Origin of the sequence: Mycolicibacterium helvum (assembly GCF_010731895.1) — a bacterium.
Taxonomy (GTDB): Bacteria; Actinomycetota; Actinomycetes; order Mycobacteriales; family Mycobacteriaceae; genus Mycobacterium; species Mycobacterium helvum.
In genome coordinates this window covers 3,819,288-3,842,327 of sequence record NZ_AP022596.1, presented here as the reverse complement: position 1 = coordinate 3,842,327, position 23,040 = coordinate 3,819,288, and the positions used below count along the sequence as shown (strand labels likewise).

The following is a 23,040-nucleotide window of genomic DNA, read 5'->3' as shown; positions in this document are numbered from 1 at the left end:
GCCAGCCTACCGATTAGCTGACGCGAGTTCTTGTGGCGCTAGCCACCCGCGTATGACCATATCGAAACCCAATCGACCAGCAGATGACCGGTGTTTGTCCCATTCCCGTCGGTTTCGGTTTGCAGTTGCCAGCGCATGGGCTTGCTCGGTACGTACTTGGTGCTGTCCAGCACAAGATCGTCGTCGAGATAGAACCGGACGTGACCGGGAAGCCATTCGAGGGTGTACACATGCCAGTCTGTGAATGACACCCCGGTGTCGACGCCGTCCTGACCGCCGGTGGATCGGGCGTAGTGGGCGTACGCGTGCGACGTCGACGACAGTGCGCCTTCCGGGAAATCTATTTCGCCGTCGTTCGGCCACAGCTCGGACTTCGGCCACAGCAGGAAGGCGATGTGGTACTCGCTCAGCGTGGGGGTGTCCACCTTCAACCGCGCCGAGTAGCGTCCGTACGTCTGATACTGGGTACCGTCGGGCAGCACCGGGGAGGGATTGGCACCGGCGGGTTTGCCGTCGACGTTGTGCAGAAAGAAGTTCAAGGTGCCGTTGGAAACGCTGAGCACCTGATCCGCCCGATAGGGACGGTGCTGATAGGTGTCGGTAAAGGTCTGCGGATAGGTGAGCCACCGCTGCCCGCCGGAACCGACGTAGACCACCTTGGTCGGATCCGACGGATTGGCCCAACTGCCAAGTGCTGCATCGCGAGTGAAGTCGTCGGCGAAGATGTGTGTCCACCCGGGAAGGTTGCCGACGGGAGCTGTGGTCAGGGTGTCCGGGCTGGTGCTCACCGTGGCCGCAACGATACTGATGGTGTCGACGTAGAGCACCCGTGAGCAGCCGAACCACAACGGGTTGATGAATGAGACCCCGATCGTGTGAGACCCCGCCGCGATCGGGGCGGTGGCGGTGTAATCCGTCCAGGTGGATGCCGTCACGGGGCTGGTGCCGATGTTCACTCCGTCCACTGACACTCGCCCAACCGGTGCGCCAAAACACGGTCTCCCCTTGGCCCGAACCACCACTCGGACTGAGTCCGGAATGGTCAGGGTGCTGGCAATTGTCACCGCACCGGTCAGAGCGATCGCTCTGCCCCCTGATGCCTTGGCGTCGGAGTAGACCGTGGTCCCCTTGCCTGCCGTGAGGGTCATCGAGTCGGCATCGATCGCCGTGGCTTCGGCGGCGTGGGCCGACGGCGCCACCACGACCAGGACCGCACCCCAGACCACTGCGACGGCTGAAACAATTGCCGAGCAGGACCGGAACATGTCTCTCCATCGCGATAAAGGCACCTTTTAGTCGAGGCCGGGCGAAGTCACAATATTCCCAAGGACCTCATTTATCACATAGAGCTCATCTATCACTTTGGTAACAACTCCATGGTGAGGGGCTACACGATCGCTGCGAGGCCGGACGATGTACACACCACAATTTCTCGGCAATTGCGCTGCGAGCAGACTGGGCACAAACAAGGGACCGGAATTATGACGTCGAATTCAGCCGTCGCGGCGCCGCGTAAGATGGCCGGTTCTGAAGATCGAACGGGGGGTTTGATTCCGGTGGCCGCGTATGGTTCGAGTGGTATGCAAAACCGGAACTGCAGGTGTGGCCACGGCCGTCCGGCGCATGAACATTACCGACGCGGGACGGACTGCGGCTTGTGCCAGTGCAACCGCTACCGACGAGAACGCCCAACCGGCCTCTTGCAGCAATGGATCACTGTGCTGCGACGCGGTGGGAAGCCCAAGTAGTAGCCCGCCTGGACCGCGCGGGCGTTTGGGTAGACTGAACCCGTTCGACACCGCGACGGGATGTGCCCCAGGCCTTGGTCGAGTACCGCGGTTCGAGTGACCAAGAAAGCAGATGCCACTCCCCATGCCACGCGCCGCTCACGTTCTAACCTCGTTGACGAGTGTCGTTTCGGTGACGCTGGGGCTGACCGTGGCCTCAGCCACCCACATCCACCCGATCGCCGCCGCCGCCACCGGGGACGGCAACTGCCCGCACACCGCCGCCGCCGCGCACGGCTGGGGCGAACCCAGTCGCACCGACGAATTCACTGACCCCGCGGCGCTGAACCAATGGTCGATCTATGACGGTCCAGGTCACAATGACAACGGTCGTCGTACGCCCGCCGCGGTTTCCATCGTTAACGGGAACCTGATCATCACCGCAGACGCCGAGGGGAACTCGGGCGGCATGGCCTGGTTACCCGGACAAATGCACGGCCGGTGGGAGGCGTGTGTGAAGTCGTCGCCGTCGGGTCCGGGGTATCACGCCCTCCTACTGTTGTGGCCGGACGCCGAGAATTGGCCTGTCGGTGGCGAGGTCGACTTCATGGAGATTGCCGATCCCACCCGCCAGTCCGTCGAAGGCTGGCTGCACTTCGGCCCCAATGACGACCGCGAATCAGGGGTGGTCCAAATAGATTCGACCCAGTGGCACAGCTGGGCAGTCGAGTGGACACCCGAGCGGATCGCAATGTTCGTCGATGGCGTCCAATGGTGGGAGAGCACCGATCCTGCGCATCTACCGCCGGGGCCGATGCATTTGTGCATCCAGCTGGACAACTTCGGCGGCGACCTGGGCGGTGGCGCCGATATGGCGGTTAACTGGGTGCGCGAGTATTCCCTCTAGCCGACTGCAGCTGCTGCAGCGTCGACTCGGACGTGTCGAAGCCAGCTGATCACCAGGGGTAGCAGGATGGCCGCCGGAATCGCCTCCGCCGCCAGGTACGCCCAGCCGACACCGATCAAGCCCAGATGCGGTGTGATCAACAATGTCCCGGCGACGATGGCCACCGCGGCAATGCAACGGGTGACGACCATCAGCGTGAGCTTGCGACGCACCCGCGCGAAGCCTTCGTAGATCGCGCTGATCGCCGACAGCGGCACGAAGACCGCCGCCAAGGTGAGCAATCCGCTGCCCTGCGCCTGGTAGTCGGGTCCGATGATGCCGAGCACAAACGGCCCCACCAGAACCAGCCCGAGCGCGCCGGCGATGGATACCACCACCATCATCTGGACCATCCGGACCGATAGCGACCCGACCTTGTCGGGATGGGCCGCCACCTCAGCAACGAACGGACTCATCACCAGGTGCACCGCGAAATAAAGTGCGTTGATGATCGCCCACGTCACCGCGAAATGCGCGTTGGCCGCGGCACCGAACCGGCTGACGATGATCAGCGGTACGACCAGCGGTCCGATAATCCAGAGGCTGGTGATCCCGAAAGACGACCCGACATACGACAACAGTTCCGACCGGACGGGCAGGGCAGCACTCTGACGGAACTGCTCGTGGGTGCGCCAGCGCCGTCGCATTGCGGCCAGCACGAACAGGGTTCCGACTGCCGCGGTCGCTCCCCAGGCCAGCACGATCGAGGCCCCGCTGCCCGTCCATACCAGGCAGAACAGGATCCCCAGTTTCACGACAGCGTGGACGAGGTTCTTCACCGCCGACCACTTCGTCACCCCGAGGCCAACCGCGGTCTTGTCCAGCAGGGTGAACACCGCCAGCACCATCACCAGCAGCGGGTAGCAGAACATCGCCCACTTGGACTCGAAGAGTTCTTCACGTGGGCCGAACGCCACCAACGCGGCTCCCGCGAGCAAAGCGGTGCCGGCAACGGTCAGATAGCCCCACTTGATCAGCGAGCCGGTCCGCTCGCCGGCCAGCGGCAGGAAGCGTTCGTAGATCGTGTCGATCGACAACATCGACAACATCGACAACATCAGGGCCGAGGTGATCAACGCGGCGGCCACGCCGACTTCGCTTGCGGGATATAGCCGGCCGGCCGCGCCCCAGAAAACCAGACCCAGGACGCCGGTCAGCAGACTCGAGATGATGAGCGAGATGGAGTTGACCGTCATGTTGCGGCCGGCGGCGGGCGATGTAGGTGCTCCAGCCTGCTCGGGGGAGGCAAGATTGGCGGTCACCGCGCGGCGCCTCGAGCGCCCGACGCGATGAGGTACGCCCAAGCGCCCTTGGCCACGAAACGCCACGTTCCACTGCCGATGTCCGACGGCAAGTCAGCTTCTACTGAGGGCGACGGCGAGGCGCTTCGCGATGCCGATCGCACGTGGCGAACGAGCGCCGCTCCGCGTCGGACGACAGTCTTGGCCGCAAGCATCGCCATTGCCGGATCAGAGGCGATCTTCGCCAGCCACGCACCCAAACCCAGCCCGTAGCCCCGAGTTTGCGCGCGCAGGTCGTCGGCGGTGGAACGATGCCGATGCCAGGCGATCGCCGCAGGCTCGTGAACGAGCTGCCGTCCGGAACGCAAGATCCGGAAGAACATGTCGATGTCCTCACCACCACTGGCGGGGGTGCCGGCACCGAGACGTTCGTCAAATCCTCCGATGCTCAACGCGACTCGACGATCGACAGCAAAGTTAGCGCCGGTTCCATAGTGCCGAACCTCGAAGGGAAACAGCGGAACGTCCTTGGGTACCTGCGACCACTCGAAGACCCGCACGTGGGCAGACTCCGACCAGCCAACCCGATTTTCGAAGTAGGCCTGCGCCGGTGTCCTCAGTTCACCGGCGGGAACCATCCCGGACACACACGCGACGGCATTGCCGTAGCCAAAGCCCCTTACCAGGATGTTCAACCAGTCCCGGTCAACGATCACGTCATCGTCGACGAAGGCGACGATGTCCCCGTCTGCTGCCAGCAGTCCCGCATTCCTTGCCCGCGAGAGACCCGGCAAGGGTTCGGTGATCAATCGCACCCGTGGGTCAGCAAGTCCGGTGACGAACTGGTGGGTGGTGTCGCTGCTTGGCGCATTGTCGACGACCAACACCCCGAAATCAGGATGGTCGGAGGCGAGAATCGACGTCAACGCCGATTCGAGCATTTCGGTGCGATCGCGGGTGCACACGATCACCGTGATATGCGTCGTCTCGTTAGGACCTCTCTCGGCTCGGGCCGGCACCGCCTGTGGTAGCGAATATTGCTGGGCAACAACCTGATCCCGCAGATCACTGAACGCGACTTCGCCGTCGTTGACCGCAAGATCGACAAATCCCACCGCCCGCTCACGGTCACGAACCAGCAGGCGCGCCCGGGAGAATCCCTCGGCGTTCTGGAGTCGGCACACCGCGGGCACCCCAGAGTTGACGCTAGCCTGAGTCGCGGAATCGACGGCGTCAAGCCACACTTCGCCGATCCAGATAGCCCCACTCCAACTCGGCCGCAGCGGGTTGTGCAAGACCGGAGCCAGCGTCAGGCAAGGGAAGTCATTGCCGCTCACGTTGCCCTCCCGGACAATCGGCGGCCGACCTTGGCCCGAACGAAGCCAATCGTCGTGGCGGCGAGGCCGAGGCAGATCACGGCGGCGCGGGCCAGCCCATCGGATGTCATCGACGCCAACTCGCGCGCGATCGCAATCGGGAGCACACGACCGACGTAGGAGCGTTCGCTGCTCAATCCGTCTGCAGCACCGGCAAGCTCGGTCACAACAGCCTTCGACAAGCCCTCGTGGTAGCACCGGCGAACGAAGTACTTGAGGGTCGTGCGGTCTTCGGAGACGTGGTGTTCGACGCGGATGTCTGGATCAAACAGCACCCGGTTGGCTGCCCTGTCGGCCCGGACCCGGATGAACAATTCGGTCTCTTCACAGCCGACCGGAGTGGTTCCCACCCGGCCTACTTCCGATCTGAATCCACCGACTTTTTCGACAACCGACCGGCGTAGCGACATATTGCACCCAATAGGGTTACGTACCTGCGCAAGTCGCGTCGGTTGCCCGATGTAGCTGCAGCCGACCACCCAATCGAATTCAGCGGGCAGCCAGGCTGGCCGGCTACCCGGCCACACCGGACGGGCATATCCGCCCACCCCCGCCACCGTGTCGTCTCGATAGTGGTCCATCAGTTTGTCCGCCCAGCCGGGCTGTGCCGCGGCGTCGTCGTCGAGGAATGCGACCACATCGCCGCGTGCGTTGCGAACTCCGGTATTACGTGCCCCGGACAACCCGCGCACATCGCGGTTCGCTATCACCTGCACCCGTCGATCAGCGGCAAAATGGTGGGCGGCGGACTCGAGGAGCTCGTCGCAATGATCGATCACGACGATCACTTCCACGGGGGCATTGCTGCCGGCCAGCACCGATTCCACGGCTTCGCACAGCCATGTCCATCGGGCCTGCGTGTATGCACAAATGACCACCGAGAGCACATCGGTCGGCGCGGCGACCGGGTTGTGCTCATCTGAAGTGAGACTCAGTTCGTGTGCCATTTCAGCCAATTCGCGGCTGTCGCATGAACGAACGCAGGCTGCTCAGTTTGAACAGCACCGTCCGCTTCACAAGAACGTCGTAGCGGTTGATCTTGCCCACGAGGCGATCAATGTGGGGAACTTTCCAGTGGGGATCATCGACGATCCTGCGGGTGAGTTTGTCCTGCTGCGCCAATTGTGATCGCGCAGATATCGACGCCGTCAGTGAGCCACCCTGGATTCGATACGCCGCCAACGTCTCCGGCATGCCGTAGAAGTGGCCCTGTCGCAACAACCGGGCCCACAGGTCCATGTCAAGCGTGAAGAGCGAGGGCCCGCGGAAGCCGCCACAGCGGTCAAAATCGGCCCGCCGGAACATCACTGACACGGGAGCACCGACGGGGTTCTTGGCGCTGCGCACAATCTTGCGGATCACCTGCTCGCCGGTTTGACGGCCCAGGATGCCCCGCAGACCCCTGCCCGCGAACAGCAGCGCGCCGGCGTCATCGATGAAATCGGTTCGGCTGGCAACCAAAGCGATGTCCGGGTTGCTGTCGAGGACTGCTGCCTGCGCAGTCACGCAATTGCGTCTGAGTGTGTCGTCGGCGCTGACGACTTTGACGAATTCGCCGCGGCTGAGCTTGACCACGAGGTTGTGGTTGTCCTCGGCCGACAGGGTGGTGCGATTGGTGATCACGCGAACGCGGTCATCGGTGACGGCGTCGAGGATCGTTCGCGTTTCGTCAGTGCTGTTGTTATCGACGACGACGATCTCCATGTCGGGGAAATCCTGCGCCAGCACGCTGTCCAGCGTGGCGCGCAAGAACTGGCCCGCCTGAAAGGCCGGGATGCACAGGGAGACTTTAGGCCCTTTGACCTCCACCCCTTGCGTGACTTCTGCCGCTGGCGAGATTGTTTGCCCCACAGCTGATTACCCCCGGTTTTCAGGCATGCCGCACATCAGGCAGGGATTGAGCCTGCAGGTCGGCGTCGAATCGGTACCGCCCGGCTGCGGTCACGTTCAGGCTGCGTCCGCCCACGCCGCGCTTCCACCCACGCCGACGCGCCTGCTTGAACTCTTGCAAGATGGTCCACAAGATCCGCAGGCCGTCGCTGACCGCGTTCAAGTTGCTGGCGCCGTGGATCCGGTCGAGCTCGTAGCTGCTGACTTCGGCGATCTGCATTCCGCTGGCCGCGACGCGAACGTTGATCAGTGACTCGATCTCGAACCCGTCGCCCCACTGCGGACGTTCGATCCCCGGATCTGGCAAGTCCATCACGTCGAGGCAATCGCTCCAGAAGGCGTTGTACCCGTAGCACAGGTCCGTGTATTTGGTCGCGAACAGCACGTTGACCAACGTGTTCAGTCCCCAGTTGCCGAGGCGCCGGGTGCGGGTGATGTCGCTGCTCCCGCCACCCTGGACGAAGCGTGACCCCTTGGCGAAGTCCTTGCCCGAAATCAGCGCCCCAACGAAACGGGGAATCTCCGCGGGGTCGGTGCTGCCATCGGCGTCGATCATCACGATGATGTCGCCGGAGGCAGCGGCGAAGCCGCACGCCAAGGCATTGCCTTTGCCCTTGCGGGTCTGCACGAGGTGGACACCGGCGGGCCACAGTTCGCGGGCGACCGCCACGGTGTTGTCCAGCGAGCCCCCGTCGACGAACACGACCTCGTCGACATCGTGGGGCAGACGCGAGGCGATATAGGAGAGATTGCGCTCCTCGTTCAGTGCGGGTATGACGACCGAAATCTTCGGCCGGCGCACCGCGTGTGACATCGCATCCCATATGCCGATGACGTTGCTCACGACCATCTCTCCTCATCATCAAAACGCTGCAGCGCTCCCACGAGACGCAACGTCGTCGCACCATCCGCTTGGAAGACTATTGGCAAACTAACAAAAATTCGCCAAATTTGCACGACGGCGGACAGTGAAATATCCAACACGTGTACCTCACGACCTCTCGGCGGAGCACTCCAAACCGCATCACTCCAGACAGGAAGGTTTTCTGTGCGGCTGCGACGCACCGGCAACAGGGAGCCAATCCAGACTTCGCCGGATGACGGATCGCTACGCATGAAACTTTGCTGTGGCGACGCAGGAGAATGAGTTACCTGGCCCGCACTCCGCAGACATGCCCTCGTCGGTGATCCATCGTCCGGCGAGTTGGGGGTAGGTAACCGAAACCTCCGGGAGCAAGTCGGGCAGGGTCAGAAGAACCCGGTCAGGATCGGCCGCGATCAGCTCGTCCGGTGTGATGATCGGGATATCGGTGCCGGGCATCCGACGGCCTTGCTTCGAGGTGGATGCATCTGCGACCGCGGCCAGGAGCCTGCGGTCGATACCTGCGAGCGCGAACAAGGCGACTGCACGGGATGCGGCGCCGTAGCCATAGACCCGATGCCCAGCATCGGCTTGCCGCTCGAGCCACTCCCGCAGCGCCCGACAGTGGCTGTCGGCGGCTTGCTGCAGCGTCCCGACGACGGCCGGTTGGGTGATCCCTTCCTCGTTGGCCAGTATCCGGCGCACCGAGTTGGGCGGACGCATTTGCCCGTGCGCCGCGGCCAGCAACACCGTGCCGCCGTACAGGTCGAATTCCCACGCATCGACCGCACTCATTCCCGCCCGTTCCAGCAGACCGAGTATCGCGGCTGTCGAGTAGTAGGCGTAGTGGCCGTGCCGCAGGCAGTTCCACTGCTTCTTGGCGACGATCGTCGCCAACGAGTGGTATTGGACGAGCAGCACTCCACCGGTGGCCGTCACGGCGGCACGCCTCTCGAACGCGGTTTGCTGGTCGGGCTCGTGCATCACCCCGAAGCAGTCCAGGACGACATCGGCCACCTCGGCCTCGGTGAATCCGCGGGCGGCGAGCAAAGGTAGCCAGCTGCCCCCGTGCGGACTACCGAACTCGCGCACCGTAGATCCGCGCAACAACTGCGCCGCCGCCACCCGGCCGACCGCGTCGGCCGCCTGGCGTTGCAGCGCCTGCGGTTCGACGGCCCGGGGCTCGTCGGTCACCGTGTCGTCCTCTGCCAACTGCGCCAAACCGCAATCACCACACAGATCCATCGCGAGCGGGTGCGACGACTCCGCCGGCACTACGGGGTCACCGGCAGCGGGGAAGAAATCCTGCGCGGGCACGCAACCCAAGTCCAACACTCGGGCCAAGGCGCGGCTTCGGCATCCTCGGCAGCCACTCATGGCAGCATGGCTCCGTGCGGATCAGACAAACCGGAGTTCCCGGCGTCGTCGTTCTCGTTCCCCAGCCGTTCACCGACGACCGCGGCCTGTTCACCCGAACCTTCGATGCCGACATCTTCGATGACTACTTCGGCACGCCCGGTCTCAGCGCGTCGTTTGTGCAGGATTCGCAGTCCCGGTCGGTGCAGGGAACCATCCGCGGAATGCACGGCCGGTCGGGACCGGGCGAAGCCAAACTCGTCCGATGCGCGAACGGAGCGGTACACGATGTCATCGTCGACATCCGGCCTGACTCCCCGACCTTCGGCCATCAGCTGTGCATCCGGCTCGATGACACCGATTTCCTGCACCTCTATGTGCCGCAGGGGTTTCTGCATGGCTTTCAAGCCATCACGCCGACCGCCGATGTTTGTTACCGCATCGACCGCGCACACGACCCGAGTGAAGATCTGGCCGTCGCATTCGATGACACCGATCTCGCCATCGCGTGGCCGCTGCCGCCGACGACGGTCTCGGCACGCGACCGTTCCGCCGGAAACTGGCGTCAGCTGGTCAACCAACTCGGTCTCCCCGAGACATCGCCTCGTCCAGCACGCCTGATTGGCGCAGGGCCTTCAGACGCGCCAGCCGAGTGAACTGACCGCTGAACGCCGCTTCGGTCAGCCCATAGCCGGTGTACTTGGCGTACAGTTCCGCGGCACCGTCGGCCACCGACCACTGCGCCTGATATCCCAGGCGCTCACGCGCCTTGGCGAAGTCGACCCGGTAGGACCGTGGATCAGCGCCGGTTTCACCGGTAATGCGCAACTCGGCACCCGGGACAACCTCGGCCACCGCGCGGGCGATCTCGGCCACCGTGACGTTGTTGGCCTCGGTTCCGACGTTGAATGCCTGACACTGAATCGCCTCGGCGGGCGCGGTCAGGCACAGGGCGAATGCTCGGGCGATGTCCTCGGCGTGCACCAGGGGCCGCCACGGCGTCCCGTCGGACAACACCTTGACCACGCCACTGAGCACGGCATGCCCCACCAGGTTGTTCAGCACGATGTCCGCCCGCAGCCGTGGCGAGAACCCGAAAGCCGTTGCATTCCGCAGGAATACCGGCACGAAACCCGAATCGGCGATCGCTGCAAGATCGTCTTCCACCCAGACCTTGCTTTCCGCGTATGGCGTCAACGGCCGCAGCGGCGCGTCCTCGTCAACGAGACCATCGCCGGCCGATCCATATACCGAGCACGTCGATGCGTAGAGAAAGCGGGACACCCCGGCCGCCTTGGCGGCCCGGGCCAGCTGCACCGATGCGCGGTGGTTGATCTCGTAGGTCACGTCGGGGGCGAGATCGCCGAGCGGGTCGTTGGACAATGCCGCCAGGTGGACGATGGCCTCCACCCCGTTCAGTTGCTCAGCAGTGACGTCGCGCAGGTCCACAGGTCGGCCGTCGCCCAACTGTGGTGGATCCGCCGGCGCCGGGCCGAGCACGCAATCGGCGAAATACCCTGTGTCCAAGCCGATTACCTCGTGCCCTGCTTCGCGCAGAACCGGGACCATCACGGTGCCGAGGTAGCCCTGATGGCCGGTGACGAGTACGCGCATTCAGCAGCCTCCGAGTTTGAGGGAGAGCTTTTCTACCGCGAAGGCTTCCGCATACCGACTCCGGCACTGCACCCCACGCAACCGCGACAAGCCCAAGAAAACCTCTTCATCGAACCAGTCGTGCATCACCTGTGACGGGTAGTGCTTGCACAGCAACCGCGCCTTCTCCTCGGCGGTCTCGACGGTCAGCGGGACGAACACATTCGGCTGGGGAGTGTCGGTCTCCCACTTCACGATCTCGTAACCGAGGGTCAGGTGGTCACGAAATTCCGTGGGCAGCAGCTCGGCGATCAGCCGATGGTCCTGGTGCGCATCGTGCCGTTGAGGGCCGAACACGATTGTCGGATGGCATGTTTGGCGAAAGTCGTGCAACGCGGTCTTCACCGCCTGCCAGTGTGCCGGCGTCCGGCCATCCGGGATGTTCAGCACGGTCACGTGCGTTGTGGCCCCCGGGCAGAATGCGTCGAGCGCCGCGCGCTCCTCCGCCCCGCGCTCGGTACCACCACCAGACAACACCAGCGCATGAACAACAAGGCCGGGCTCGTCAGCGCACAGCGAGAGCAGGGTGCCGCCCATCCCGATGGCGATGTCGTCGCAGTGGGCACCGACGACCGCGATCTCACCCACGGCGCCGGTCGACAGTTCACGCATCCGATAACTCCCACAGCGCCCACGGGCGGTTGCCATGGCGGTAGCCGTCATCGAGTTCGGCTCGCTCTTTGAAGGTGTCGGCCGGCTTCCAGAATCCTGTGTGCTGGTAGCCGAACAGCCGACCCTGACCCGCCAGCGTCTGACATGCGTCGCCGACCAGATCCCCGCCCGGCGGCAGGTAGTCGAAGATCTCCTGGGAGAGGACGAAGAAGCCACCATTGACCCAGATCGGCAAGTCGGCGACCGGGATGATCTCCTTGACCTCGCCGGAGTCTTTCACTTCAACACAGTGGAACGACTGCTGCGGCGGCACCAGCATCATCGAAGCCACCGCTCCGGACGCGTGGAATCGGTCGATGACGTCATCAAGCCGCGCATCGGTCAGGACGTCGGCGTAGTTGGCCAGGAAGTACTCGTCCCCGTCGAGGTAATCGCGCACTCGGCGGAGCCGCTCACCGAGCGGCGACTCCAGCCCGGTGTCGACGAATGTGATCTTCCAGTCGCTGATGTCGTTGTCCAGCAACTGAACTTGGCCGTCGCGCATAACAAAATCGTTCGACGCGGTCTCCCGATACTCCAGGAAGAAGTCCTTGATGTGGGAGGCGCCGTAGCCGAGGCACAAGATGAACTCCTTGTGCCCGAAGTGCGCGTAGTAGCGCATCACATGCCACAACAACGGTCGGGGACCGACCATCTGCATCGGTTTGGGGATGTCGTCGTGGACGGAGTTGCGCATCCTCATGCCGTAGCCGCCGCAGAACAAGACCACCTTCATCCGGCGTGACTCCTTACGACTTCGGGTTGCCAGCTGACCTCATGCAACGTCGGTAGCGGGTAGACCAGCCGCCCGCCCCAGTCCGCGACATACGAAAGCTGACTGGTCAGCTCGGTTTCGAGATTCCACGGCAGGACGAGTACGACGTCGGGGCGGTCCTGCGCGATCGCCGCCGGTTCCCGGATGGGAATGCGCGTGCCCGGGGTGAACCGGCCGTGCTTATAGGGATTGCGATCAACGGCGTACTCGACAAGGTCGCTGCGAATCCCGCAGTAGTTCAGCAGGGTGTTGCCCTTGCCCGGCGCGCCGTAGGCAACCACCCGCTGGTTGTTCGCCTTGCAGTCGAGGAGGAATCTCAGGAGTTCGTGTCGCAGCGACTCGGTGTGAGTCCGCAGATTGAGATACCCCGCGACCTCGTGTAAACCTGCGAGTTGCTCCGCGTGCAAGATCTCGCGGAGCCGCGAACTCGGCTGGGCCCCAACCTCTTCGGGCTGAGCCCACAATCGGATCGACCCGCCGTGGGTCGGGATCAGCTCGGCGTCGACCACGCTGAGCCCGGCGACCGACAGCGCTCTGGTCGCCGCGAGCACCGTGTAGTACTGGAAGTGCTCGTGATAGATGGTGTCGAACTGACCGAGCGTCACCAGGTTGAGTGCGTGGTGAACCTCGATGCTCAGCCAGCCGTCGTCGGCGAGGAGGGCCCGCAGGGCCAGACCGAAACCGATGATGTCGGGAACATGTGCGTACACATTGTTCGCGATCACCAGATCGGCCGGCCCATGCTCGGCCACCACGGCCTGCGCCACACCTGGGTCGAGGAAATCCGTCCGGGTCGGCACAGCACGGTCGCGGGCCGCAGCCCCTACGTTGTGGGACGGCTCGATTCCCAAGCATGGGATACCTGCGGCCACCACGTGCTGGAGTAGGTATCCGTCATTGCTGGCCACTTCGACGACGAACGAGTCTGGTCCGAGGCCAAACCGCGTAACGGCGTCGTCTACGAACGTCTTGGCGTGCTGAACCCAACTATCGGAGTAGGAGGAGAAGTACGCGTATTCGGTGAAGGTGTCCTCGGGCGTGATCAACGCCGGGATTTGCAGCAGCAGGCATGTTTCACAGAGCCGCAGGTGCAATGGGAAAGTCGGCTCAGGAGCATCGAGTTCATCCCCGCGAAGGAACCGCTCACACGGGGGTGTCGCCCCCAGATCGAGAACGCTGACCAGGCGAGATGAACCGCACAAACGACAACGCACGCACCCTCGATTCTCTTCACTCGTCACCCCCGCTCCCCACGGCGAGAACGCATCGAGTTGGTGAACGCACCTTCGGATTCCGCGGTAATGACGGCTCGTACCGCGTCATAGAAATCAGGATCTGTTCGCCCAGACGTACTGTAGCTACTTTCATGCAACTACGGCAACAGATAACAGCTCCTTAACAGCCCGATGTGACCCAAAACATAAACTTACCCTGGCGAAAGTAACTGTGGTTACGTTTATTGGTCCGTTTGATGGCCATCAATGCAGTTCACAGAGATTCACATCGCCTTCTATGAATTTGCCATCATTGCAGCATGGCGTAGATTTTCGACAGTTGTTCAGTAATCCACCCGGAGTGTTGTGTCCCAGATTTGGGAGTACAGCATCTCTTCAGGGAGTTAGCGGAAGCTCCGCACGGATTTGCCGAACGTCAGTCTGGTGCGGCACCCCGGCGGCGGGAAGCCAACCTCGCCGAAGGCCAATCAACAGAGATCCAAGCCCGGCCGATAGCATCGTCACCCATGACGAGCGTTACCGAACCGGCCGCTGGCCACACGATCGACATCCACACCACTGCGGGCAAGCTGGCTGATCTGCGTCAGCGCGCTGAGGAGTCGCTGCATCCGGTCGGCGAGACCGCCGTGGAAAAGGTCCACGCCAAGGGCAAGCTCACCGCTCGCGAACGCATCCTGGCGCTGCTCGACGAAGGCTCCTTCGTCGAACTCGACGCGCTGGCGCGGCACCGCAGCACCAACTTCGGGCTGGCCGAGAACCGGCCCGTCGGCGACGGTGTGGTGACCGGCTACGGCACGATCGACGGCCGCGAGGTCTGCATCTTCAGCCAGGACGCCACGGTGTTCGGCGGCAGCCTCGGCGAGGTCTACGGCGAGAAGATTGTCAAGGTCCAGGAACTGGCCATCAAGACCGGCCGCCCTCTGGTCGGCATCAATGACGGCGCGGGCGCCCGTATCCAGGAGGGCGTGGTCTCGCTCGGCCTCTACAGCCGGATCTTCCACAACAACATCAAGGCTTCCGGCGTGATCCCGCAGATCTCGCTGATCATGGGTGCGGCGGCGGGCGGTCACGTCTACTCCCCCGCGCTGACCGACTTCGTGATCATGGTCGACCAGACCAGCCAGATGTTCATCACCGGCCCCGACGTCATCAAGACCGTGACCGGTGAGGACGTCACCATGGAGGATCTGGGCGGCGCCCATACCCACATGGCCAAGTCCGGCACCGTTCACTATGTTGCCTCCGGTGAGCAAGATGCCCTCGACTACGTCCGCGACCTGCTGAGCTACCTGCCGCCCAACAATTACGCCGAGCCGCCGCGCTACCCGGCGCCGCCGCACCCGGGCGCCATCGAGGACAACCTCACCGACGAGGACCTCGAACTGGACACGCTGATCCCGGATTCCCCGAACCAGCCGTACGACATGCACGAGGTAATCACCCGCATCCTCGACGACGACGAGTTCCTCGAGGTTCAGGCGGGTTACGCGCAGAACATCATCGTCGGCTTCGGACGGATCGACGGCCGCCCGGTCGGGATCGTCGCCAACCAGCCCACCCAGTTCGCCGGCTGCCTGGACATCAACGCCTCCGAGAAGGCCGCCCGGTTCGTGCGCACCTGCGACTGCTTCAACATCCCGATCGTGATGCTGGTCGACGTGCCGGGCTTCCTGCCGGGCACCGAGCAGGAGTACAACGGCATCATCAGGCGCGGCGCCAAGCTGCTCTACGCCTACGGCGAGGCCACCGTTGCCAAGGTCACCGTCATCACCCGCAAGGCCTACGGCGGCGCCTACTGCGTCATGGGGTCCAAGGACATGGGCTGCGATGTCAACATCGCCTGGCCGACGGCCCAGATCGCGGTCATGGGCGCCTCGGGTGCGGTCGGATTCGTCTACCGCAAGGACCTCAAGGACGCGGCCAGCGAGGGCAAGGACGTTGATGCCTTGCGCCTTGAGTTGCAGCAGACCTACGAGGACACCTTGGTGAACCCGTACATCGCCGCCGAGCGCGGTTACGTCGACGCGGTGATCCCGCCGTCGCACACCCGCGGCTACATCTCGACCGCACTGCGGCTGCTTGAGCGCAAGATCGCTCAGGTTCCGCCGAAGAAGCACGGGAACATCCCGCTCTGATGAAAGGCTTCCGCCTGTGAGCAAGCACGAGGACATCACCGAGCTCAGCGACCCCCGGGACATCACGCTGGACAACCCGGAACCGCCGACGCCGGAGATCCGCATCGAGAAGGGCAACCCGAGCGACGTGGACATCGCCGCTCTGGTCACCGTGCTGGCCGCCGCAAGCGGTGGCACCCCGGCGCCGGGTCCGCAGGAGCTCAACCTGTGGGGCCACCCGGTCGACAAACTGCGCTACGGCATCTCCAGCTGGCAGCGGGTGACGTTGCAGGAACGGCTGCATCTGCGGCGTTGATGAGCCGCTTGCGCGAAGAACATCTGCCTGATGAGCCGCTTGCGCGAAGAACATCGACTATGACGAGGGTCGTTCTGGGCTCGGCGTCGTCGGGCCGGCTACGCGTACTGCGTAACGCCGGGATCGACCCGCTGGTCGTCGTGTCGGGAGTGGACGAAGACGCGATCGTCACGCAGCTCGGGTCGGACTCCGAACCCGATACCGTCGTGACCGCGTTGGCGCAGGCCAAGGCCGACGCCGTCTGTCAGGTCCTGGACCGCGATGTCGCCGCGGATTGCGTTGTGATCGGCTGTGATTCGATGCTCTACGTCGACGGTCGGCTGTCTGGAAAACCGGGAACTCCCGAACAGGCTGCGCTGCAATGGGATTCGATGGCCGGCCGGGACGGACTGCTCTACACCGGGCACTGCGTGATCCGGGTGCTGCGCGGAGCCGCCGTGCACACCGCTACCCAGGCGGCGGTCACCCGGGTGCGGTTCGCCGCGCCCACACCCGCCGATCTCGCGGCCTACCTCGCAACTGGTGAGCCGCTGCAGGTCGCCGGTGCGTTCACCCTCGACGGGTTCGGCGGCTGGTTCGTCGACGGTGTCGACGGCGACCCGGCCAACGTGGTGGGGTTGGGCCTGTCGGTGACGCATCGGCTGTTCAACGACGTCGGGCTGGCGATCGGGGATCTGTGGGGGGCTAATCCGGTCCGCTGATCGACGGTAGGCTCATCATCGTGCCGCTTCCCGCAGATCCCAGCCCTGTCCTCAAGGACTACGCCCACCCGGAGCGCCTGGTCACCGCCGACTGGCTGTCGGCGCACCTGGGCACCCCCGGACTGGCCATCGTGGAGTCCGACGAAGACGTGTTGCTCTACGACATCGGCCACATCCCCGGCGCGGTCAAGGTCGACTGGCATACCGACCTCAACGACCCGCATGTGCGTGACTACATCAACGGCGCGCAGTTCGCCGAACTGATGAACCGCAAGGGCATCTCCCGCGACGACACCGTCGTGATCTACGGCGACAAGAGCAACTGGTGGGCCGCCTACGCGCTGTGGGTGTTCACACTGTTCGGCCACCAGGATGTCCGGCTACTCAACGGCGGACGGGATCTGTGGATCTCCGACGGCCGCGACACCACACTCGACGTACCGAGCAAGACCGGTTCCGGTTACCCGGTCGTCGAGCGCAACGATGCCGCCATCCGGGCCTACAAGGACGATGTGCTTGGCTCGCTTGGCCATTCGACGCTGATCGACGTGCGCTCACCCCAGGAGTACACCGGCGAGCGCACCCACATGCCGGACTACCCCGAAGAGGGGGCACTGCGCGGCGGCCACATTCCCACCGCGGTATCGGTGCCGTGGGCCAAGGCCGCCGACGACAGCGGCCGGTTCCGCAACCGCGCCGAGCTGGAAGAGGTCTACTCGTTCGTCGAGCCCGGTGACGACATCATCGCCTACTGCCGCATCGGTGAGCGGTCCAGCCATACCTGGTTCGTGCTCACTTATCTGCTCGGCATCCCCGGCGTGCGCAACTACGACGGCTCCTGGACGGAATGGGGTAATACCGTGCGCGTGCCCGTCGTCGCCGGCAGCGACCCGGGATCCGTGCCCGGAGCGTCATGACGATGCCCGCGCCGCTGGCTGAGGTCGTGTCCGACTTCGGCGAGGTGCAGGGCCAGGACAAGCTCAAGCTGCTGCTGGAGTTCGCCGACGAGTTACCGGCGCTGCCGCCCACATTGGAAGAGGCGGCCATGGAACCGGTACCGGAATGCCAGTCGCCACTGTTCCTGCATGTCGACGCCTCCGATACCGACCATGTGCGGCTGTTCTTCAGCGCACCCGCCGAGGCGCCGACCACCCGTGGCTTCGCCTCGATTCTGGCGGCCGGGCTCGACGGCCAGTCGGCCGCCGACATCCTGGCCGTGCCCGACGACTTCTACTCCGAGTTGGGCCTTGCGGCGCTGATCAGTCCACTGCGGCTGCGCGGTATGTCGGCGATGCTGGCGCGGATCAAGCGCCGTCTGCGGGCCACGACGTAGCGGGGGTCGGATTGCTTCGCCGTAGTAACACCAGTGGCCTGAATCGGCTGATGGCGGGAACGCGGTATGTGGGCTGCCTGGAAAACGTCATCGTTCCGCCCCGCGAGCAGGTGGTCGACGCGCTGGACACGATCACCCGATCTGGTCCGCACACCCGCCTTGGGCTGACCCCCGACTCGCGGGCGTGGCTGTGGAGCTGGAAAGCCGAGTCCACACCCACGATTCGTGAGGTGCCCTCCGAGGTCGCCGACCGCGGCACCACCGCGGTGCTCGACTACATCCGCACCCTTGCCGTCCCGCGCAGCCCGGTCGACGTCTACCTCTCCGATCGTCACATCGCATTCGACATCGATCATGGGCTCGGCGACGCGCGCCTCTACATCGATTGCATAACAACGCTTTTCGATCTCATCCAGGGGAAAAGCTCGAACTGGTTGCGGGACCCGGACACCTCGATCCCGGTCGTTCACGCTCTCACCCACACCTTCGCCAACCCGGCCCGACTGCGCAGCACCTGGAGCGAAGCCAGGCGACACCGCGCACCCGGCCGGCACCGGTCCTCCTCGCGCGCACCGGCGACCACCCTGCCCTCGGCCGCGGTGGAGGTGATCCACATCGACGCGGCCATCGAACGCGAAGTCGACAGCTGGCGCTCTGCCGACGCCCCCGGTGTCAGCAGAGCGGTCACCTGGCTGGTCATCATCCGCACCGCGCTGGCCCAGGCCGGCCTGCCCCTGACCGAGGCCCTCCGACTCGTCGTCGACTGCCGTCGCTACCTGCCACCCGGTGATCGCGTCAACGCCAACTTCATCTCAGGTTTGAGCGTCCAGGCCGCGCTGGAGACGCCCGTTGGAGCGCTCGACGCCGCGGTGAAAGCGCGCCTGGATGCGGCCCTGCCCCTGCTTGCCCTCACGTCGGCATCAGCGCGCAACCTGGCCGGCCCGCTCAGCGCGACACGCGCACACCAGGCGCCTGCGGATACCCCCGTGGAGCTCGCCTATTCCGATGTCGGCCGGTTGTCCCCGTTCGAGAACCTGCCGTGGGTCCCGGACCGTCCGCGGTCGATCAACGCGGCGTTGCAGCCGTGGGCACCGGCGGATATTTCGGTGTTCAGCGGCACGATCGGCCACGAACGCAGCGTGACCCTCAGCTACCACGACGACGTGCACGACCGGCGGCTACTGCAGGAAGCGGCCGAGGCAATCCGCACCGACCCGCTTCGATTACTCCGCTAGAGACTGAACTTACTCATTGGTAGGGGTACCAGCTGGTTCGTGTCGAACGAGCGCCGCTTACACTGCCGTGCGAACCTATTTTTAAAGAACGTTCTTAAGATCAATGAAGCAGGAGGCGCGGTGCCCACTCAGACGCCAAGTCAGACCATCTCCAAGGTCCTCGTCGCCAACCGCGGAGAGATCGCGGTCCGGGTGATCCGGGCGGCCAGGGATGCCGGACTGGCCAGCGTGGCGGTTTACGCCGAGCCTGACGCCGACGCACCGCACGTCCGGCTGGCTGACGAGGCATTCGCGCTGGGCGGTCAAACCTCTGCGGAGTCCTACTTGGACTTCGGCAAGATCCTCGACGCCGCGGCCAAATCGGGCGCCAATGCCATCCACCCCGGCTACGGCTTCCTGTCCGAGAACGGTGACTTCGCCCAGGCTGTCCTCGACGCCGGGCTGATCTGGATCGGGCCGAGCCCGCAGTCCATCCGCGACCTGGGTGACAAGGTCACCGCCCGCCATATCGCCGCCCGCGCCCAGGCGCCGCTGGTGCCCGGTACCCCCGACCCGGTCAAGGACGCCGACGAGGTGGTGGCCTTCGCCAAGGAGTACGGCGTGCCGGTCGCGATCAAGGCGGCGTTCGGTGGCGGCGGCCGCGGTATGAAGGTGGCCCGCACCATCGAGGAGATCCCCGAGCTGTTCGAATCGGCGACCCGCGAAGCGGTTTCCGCGTTCGGCCGCGGCGAGTGCTTCGTCGAGCGTTATTTGGACAAGCCGCGCCACGTCGAGGCGCAGGTGATCGCCGACCAGCACGGCAACGTGGTGGTCGCCGGCACTCGCGACTGCTCGCTGCAGCGCCGATTCCAGAAGCTGGTCGAGGAGGCCCCAGCGCCGTTCCTGACCGACGCGCAGCGCAAGGAGATCCACGAGTCGGCCAAGCGCATCTGCAAGGAGGCCGGTTACTACGGTGCCGGCACCGTCGAGTACCTGGTCGGCCAGGACGGCCTGATCTCGTTCCTCGAAGTGAACACCCGCCTGCAGGTGGAACACCCGGTGACCGAGGAGACCTCGGGTATCGACCTGGTGCGCGAGCAGTTCCGCATCGCCAACGGCGAAAAGCTGGACATCACTGAGGATCCCACGCCGCGCGGGCACTCCATCGAGTTCCGCATCAACGGCGAGGACGCCGGCCGCGGCTTCCTGCCTGCGCCCGGCCCGGTGAGCAAGTTCGATCCGCCGACCGGCCCGGGCGTACGCCTGGACTCCGGTGTGGAGAGCGGTTCGGTGATCGGCGGGCAGTTCGACTCGATGCTGGCCAAGCTGATCGTCACCGGCGCCACGCGCGCCGAGGCGTTGCAGCGGGCTCGCCGTGCCCTTGATGAGTTCACCGTCGAAGGTCTGGCCACCGTCATCCCGTTCCACCGCGCCGTGGTCAGCGATCCGGCGTTCATCGGTGACGACGAGGGCTTCACGGTGCACACCCGCTGGATCGAGACCGAGTGGAACAACACCATCGAGCCGTTCACCGGCGGTGGCCCGGTCGACGAAGAAGAAGCTCAGCCGCGCCAGAAGGTGGTCGTCGAGGTCGGTGGCCGCCGCGTCGAGGTGTCGCTGCCCGGTGATCTGGCGCTCGGCAACGGTTCCGGCCCGGCCGAGTCCGGCGCCATCCGCAAGAAGCCGAAGGCCCGCAAGCGCGGCGCCCACGCCGGTGCCGCCGCCTCGGGTGACGCGGTGACCGCACCGATGCAGGGCACCGTGGTGAAGGTCGCCGTCGAAGAAGGTCAGACGGTGGCCACCGGTGATCTCGTCGTGGTGCTCGAGGCCATGAAGATGGAGAACCCGGTGACCGCCCACAAGGACGGTGTCATCACCGGGCTGGCTGTCGAGGCCGGTGCTGCGATCACCCAGGGCACAGTCCTGGCCGAGATCAAGTAAAGCGAGCTACTCCCAGTACGGCGCCGGCGCCGGTGACCAGACTGTTGTCGTCTACCTTCGCACCGAAATACGTTGCGGACGGGTCGATGACGACGGCGAGCTGTTCGCCGCGCCGCGCCAGTACCACCCGAGCCAGTTCGGCGAAGGTGATCTTGTCAGGCCCGCCGAGTTCGACGACACCGGCCGGCGATCCGACGGCCGCACGGGCCACATGGGCGGCGACTTCGGCAGCCGCGATCGGCTGGATCCGGGCGTCGGGCACCCGCACAATGTCGCCCTCGGTCAGCGTGGCCACAATCCCGTCCGCGAACTCGTCGAATTGGGTGGCGCGCACGATCGTGTAGGGCAGGCCGGACGCTTCGATCAGCGTCTCCTGGGCCACCTTGGCCCGCATGTACCCGCTGCCGGGCAACCGGGTCACTCCGACGATCGACAGTGCGACGTAGTGCGCCACCCCAGCGGCTGCAGCGGCCTCGACGAGGGTGCGGGTGGCGGTGCTGAAGAACTCCAACGCCGGTCCGTCCTCATCCGAAGGCGAGTTGAGAACGTCGACAATCACCTGGGTGCCGCGCAGCGCGTCGGCGACCCCCGCTGCGGTCAGCACGTTGACGCCCGTTGCGCGCGACGCGGCCACCACCTCGTGCCCCTCTGCCGTCAACAGGTCGACGACCCGCCGCCCGATTTGCCCACTGGCTCCAAAGACCGTGATCTTCACGCCATCCAGCATGATGGATGCCGTGACTGATGACGAGGCGATGACGAAGCTCCGCCGGCAGTTCTCCGAGGGCCATCGGAGCCGCTGACATGGATCCCGTCGAAATCAACGCTGGCACTTGGTATCTGCGTGCGCTGCGGGCCGACGAACGCATCGATGACCGCCCGGCGCTGGCCGACCTCGGCGAGAGCGATCCCGACTACGTGACCAGATGTACAGCGCAGTGGGCAGCCGAATCCGGATATTCGTGGGCGGTGTGCGAGCCGACCACCGGCGAACTGCTGGCCGAGGTCACGATCGACCCGCGCACTGCCACGCTGTCGACGCGGGCCCGGCCGGGGCATGACGAGGCGGCTGCTGTGGCCGCCACCGCCGTGCGCCGCTTTGCCGCAGCGGCGCTCAATCTGACGGTATAGGCGTATCGATATCCAGGCCGGTGGCCAGGTCGGCGCAGTCGATCGCCAGCACGTCCGACCGGCCGGCCAGGAATCGGCGCGCACCCTCGTCGCCATGCAGCGTTTCGAGTAACGCGGGCCAGTGCCGTCGAGCGAGAACGACCGGGTGGCCGGGCCGCCCGGCGTAGGTGGCGCGGGCAATGCCGGATTGCGATGAGCAACCCGCATCGACCAGTCGGCCGACCACGTCAGCTCGGATGTCGGGGGTGTCCACGGTGAGGACAACGGCGTAGTCGACATCGGGTATTGCCGCCAGGCCGGCCCGCAGCGAGGCGCCCATCCCCTGTTGCCAATCTTCGGCGACCACCGCGCGTGCCGGCGCCGGGACGTTCACGACTGCCGCGCCGAGCACGACCACTACCTCGCCGCAACCCCCCTCAGACAGGGCCTCCACCGCCGATCGCAGCCATTGACCCTGGGCAGCAAGGACTTTCGGCATCCCATAGCGGACACCTGCGCCGGCAGCCAGCAGTACGCCGGCTATCTGGTCGCGGGTGGACATACAACCAGTGTGACTGCTGCGCCTGCGAGTCTGTAAG

The 23,040-nt window shown here is 64.9% G+C and carries 23 protein-coding genes; 10 read left to right on the top strand and 13 right to left on the bottom strand.

Annotated elements, in window-relative coordinates:
- Positions 1-38 precede the first annotated feature (38 nt).
- Positions 39-1,265: a carbohydrate-binding domain-containing protein gene (locus G6N38_RS18070; RefSeq protein WP_163749463.1), complete on the bottom strand. Its 1,227-nt coding sequence runs from the start codon at positions 1,263-1,265 to the stop codon at positions 39-41.
- A 637-nt stretch (positions 1,266-1,902) separates the two neighbouring features.
- Here G6N38_RS18070 and G6N38_RS18065 point away from each other — a divergent pair.
- Complete coding sequence (locus tag G6N38_RS18065; protein WP_246227282.1) at positions 1,903-2,634, top strand: glycoside hydrolase family 16 protein; 732 nt, start codon at positions 1,903-1,905, stop codon at positions 2,632-2,634.
- On the opposite strand, the gene G6N38_RS18060 is transcribed toward G6N38_RS18065, so the two are convergent.
- From G6N38_RS18060 to G6N38_RS18035, 6 genes are all read right to left on the bottom strand, one after another.
- Positions 2,631-3,935 (bottom strand): lipopolysaccharide biosynthesis protein, encoded by a 1,305-nt coding sequence (locus G6N38_RS18060; protein WP_246227280.1) that lies wholly within the window; start codon positions 3,933-3,935, stop codon positions 2,631-2,633. The genes G6N38_RS18065 and G6N38_RS18060 overlap by 4 nt on opposite strands.
- Complete coding sequence (locus G6N38_RS18055; protein WP_163749461.1) at positions 3,932-5,251, bottom strand: glycosyltransferase family 2 protein; 1,320 nt, start codon at positions 5,249-5,251, stop codon at positions 3,932-3,934. The genes G6N38_RS18060 and G6N38_RS18055 overlap by 4 nt, the downstream gene beginning before the upstream one ends.
- A complete protein-coding gene (locus G6N38_RS18050; RefSeq protein WP_163749460.1) occupies positions 5,248-6,237 on the bottom strand; it encodes a glycosyltransferase family 2 protein in 990 nt (329 codons plus the stop codon). The genes G6N38_RS18055 and G6N38_RS18050 overlap by 4 nt, the downstream gene beginning before the upstream one ends.
- Position 6,238: 1 nt before the next feature.
- Positions 6,239-7,141, bottom strand: a complete 903-nt coding sequence (locus G6N38_RS18045; RefSeq protein WP_246227278.1) for a glycosyltransferase — start codon at positions 7,139-7,141, stop codon at positions 6,239-6,241.
- Positions 7,142-7,160: 19 nt separating this feature from the next.
- Positions 7,161-8,030, bottom strand: coding sequence for a glycosyltransferase family 2 protein (locus G6N38_RS18040; RefSeq protein ID WP_163749459.1), 870 nt, complete (start codon positions 8,028-8,030; stop codon positions 7,161-7,163).
- Positions 8,031-8,288: 258 nt separating this feature from the next.
- The gene (locus G6N38_RS18035) at positions 8,289-9,419 is read right to left on the bottom strand and encodes a class I SAM-dependent methyltransferase (protein WP_163749458.1); all 1,131 of its coding nucleotides are present in this window, start codon (positions 9,417-9,419) and stop codon (positions 8,289-8,291) included.
- Positions 9,420-9,433: 14 nt separating this feature from the next.
- On the opposite strand from G6N38_RS18035, the gene G6N38_RS18030 reads away from it, so the two are divergent.
- Positions 9,434-10,054, top strand: coding sequence for a dTDP-4-dehydrorhamnose 3,5-epimerase family protein (locus G6N38_RS18030; RefSeq protein ID WP_163749457.1), 621 nt, complete (start codon positions 9,434-9,436; stop codon positions 10,052-10,054).
- On the opposite strand, the gene G6N38_RS18025 is transcribed toward G6N38_RS18030, so the two are convergent.
- Genes G6N38_RS18025 through G6N38_RS18010 form a run of 4 tightly spaced genes read right to left on the bottom strand, consistent with a single transcriptional unit; the run spans position 9,972 to position 13,691 of the window.
- On the bottom strand, positions 9,972-11,012 hold the full coding sequence (locus G6N38_RS18025) for an NAD-dependent epimerase/dehydratase family protein (protein WP_163749456.1): 1,041 nt from the start codon (positions 11,010-11,012) through the stop codon (positions 9,972-9,974). The genes G6N38_RS18030 and G6N38_RS18025 overlap by 83 nt on opposite strands.
- Positions 11,013-11,663, bottom strand: coding sequence for a PIG-L deacetylase family protein (locus tag G6N38_RS18020; protein ID WP_163749455.1), 651 nt, complete (start codon positions 11,661-11,663; stop codon positions 11,013-11,015).
- Positions 11,656-12,438 carry a glycosyltransferase family protein gene (locus G6N38_RS18015; RefSeq protein ID WP_163749454.1) on the bottom strand — a complete coding sequence of 261 codons (783 nt, stop codon included), beginning with the start codon at positions 12,436-12,438 and terminating at the stop codon, positions 11,656-11,658. Before G6N38_RS18015 ends, G6N38_RS18020 begins: the two co-directional genes overlap by 8 nt.
- On the bottom strand, positions 12,435-13,691 hold the full coding sequence (locus tag G6N38_RS18010) for a class I SAM-dependent methyltransferase (RefSeq protein WP_163749453.1): 1,257 nt from the start codon (positions 13,689-13,691) through the stop codon (positions 12,435-12,437). Before G6N38_RS18010 ends, G6N38_RS18015 begins: the two co-directional genes overlap by 4 nt.
- A 527-nt stretch (positions 13,692-14,218) precedes the next feature.
- On the opposite strand from G6N38_RS18010, the gene G6N38_RS18005 reads away from it, so the two are divergent.
- From G6N38_RS18005 to G6N38_RS17975, 7 genes are all read left to right on the top strand, one after another.
- The gene (locus G6N38_RS18005) at positions 14,219-15,847 is read left to right on the top strand and encodes an acyl-CoA carboxylase subunit beta (protein WP_163749452.1); all 1,629 of its coding nucleotides are present in this window, start codon (positions 14,219-14,221) and stop codon (positions 15,845-15,847) included.
- A 16-nt stretch (positions 15,848-15,863) separates the two neighbouring features.
- The gene (locus G6N38_RS18000) at positions 15,864-16,142 is read left to right on the top strand and encodes an acyl-CoA carboxylase epsilon subunit (RefSeq protein WP_163749451.1); all 279 of its coding nucleotides are present in this window, start codon (positions 15,864-15,866) and stop codon (positions 16,140-16,142) included.
- 59 nt (positions 16,143-16,201) lie between these two features.
- Positions 16,202-16,843 (top strand): Maf family protein, encoded by a 642-nt coding sequence (locus G6N38_RS17995; RefSeq protein ID WP_163749450.1) that lies wholly within the window; start codon positions 16,202-16,204, stop codon positions 16,841-16,843.
- A gap of 20 nt (positions 16,844-16,863) precedes the next feature.
- Positions 16,864-17,760, top strand: coding sequence for a sulfurtransferase (locus tag G6N38_RS17990; RefSeq protein ID WP_163749449.1), 897 nt, complete (start codon positions 16,864-16,866; stop codon positions 17,758-17,760).
- Entirely contained in the window at positions 17,757-18,176 is a 420-nt protein-coding gene (locus G6N38_RS17985; protein WP_163749448.1) for a SufE family protein, read from the top strand. The genes G6N38_RS17990 and G6N38_RS17985 overlap by 4 nt, the downstream gene beginning before the upstream one ends.
- Positions 18,177-18,226: 50 nt before the next feature.
- Positions 18,227-19,411: a hypothetical protein gene (locus G6N38_RS17980; protein WP_163749447.1), complete on the top strand. Its 1,185-nt coding sequence runs from the start codon at positions 18,227-18,229 to the stop codon at positions 19,409-19,411.
- A gap of 120 nt (positions 19,412-19,531) precedes the next feature.
- Positions 19,532-21,331 (top strand): acetyl/propionyl/methylcrotonyl-CoA carboxylase subunit alpha, encoded by a 1,800-nt coding sequence (locus G6N38_RS17975; RefSeq protein ID WP_163749446.1) that lies wholly within the window; start codon positions 19,532-19,534, stop codon positions 21,329-21,331.
- On the opposite strand, the gene G6N38_RS17970 is transcribed toward G6N38_RS17975, so the two are convergent.
- Positions 21,324-22,046 (bottom strand): SDR family oxidoreductase, encoded by a 723-nt coding sequence (locus G6N38_RS17970; protein WP_163749445.1) that lies wholly within the window; start codon positions 22,044-22,046, stop codon positions 21,324-21,326. The genes G6N38_RS17975 and G6N38_RS17970 overlap by 8 nt on opposite strands.
- Before the next feature lie 89 nt (positions 22,047-22,135).
- Between G6N38_RS17970 and G6N38_RS17965 the strand changes: the two genes are divergently transcribed.
- The gene (locus G6N38_RS17965; protein ID WP_163749444.1) at positions 22,136-22,462 is read left to right on the top strand and encodes a hypothetical protein; all 327 of its coding nucleotides are present in this window, start codon (positions 22,136-22,138) and stop codon (positions 22,460-22,462) included.
- On the opposite strand, the gene G6N38_RS17960 is transcribed toward G6N38_RS17965, so the two are convergent.
- Complete coding sequence (locus G6N38_RS17960) at positions 22,446-23,003, bottom strand: nucleotidyltransferase family protein (protein WP_163749443.1); 558 nt, start codon at positions 23,001-23,003, stop codon at positions 22,446-22,448. The genes G6N38_RS17965 and G6N38_RS17960 overlap by 17 nt on opposite strands.
- Positions 23,004-23,040 lie beyond the last annotated feature (37 nt).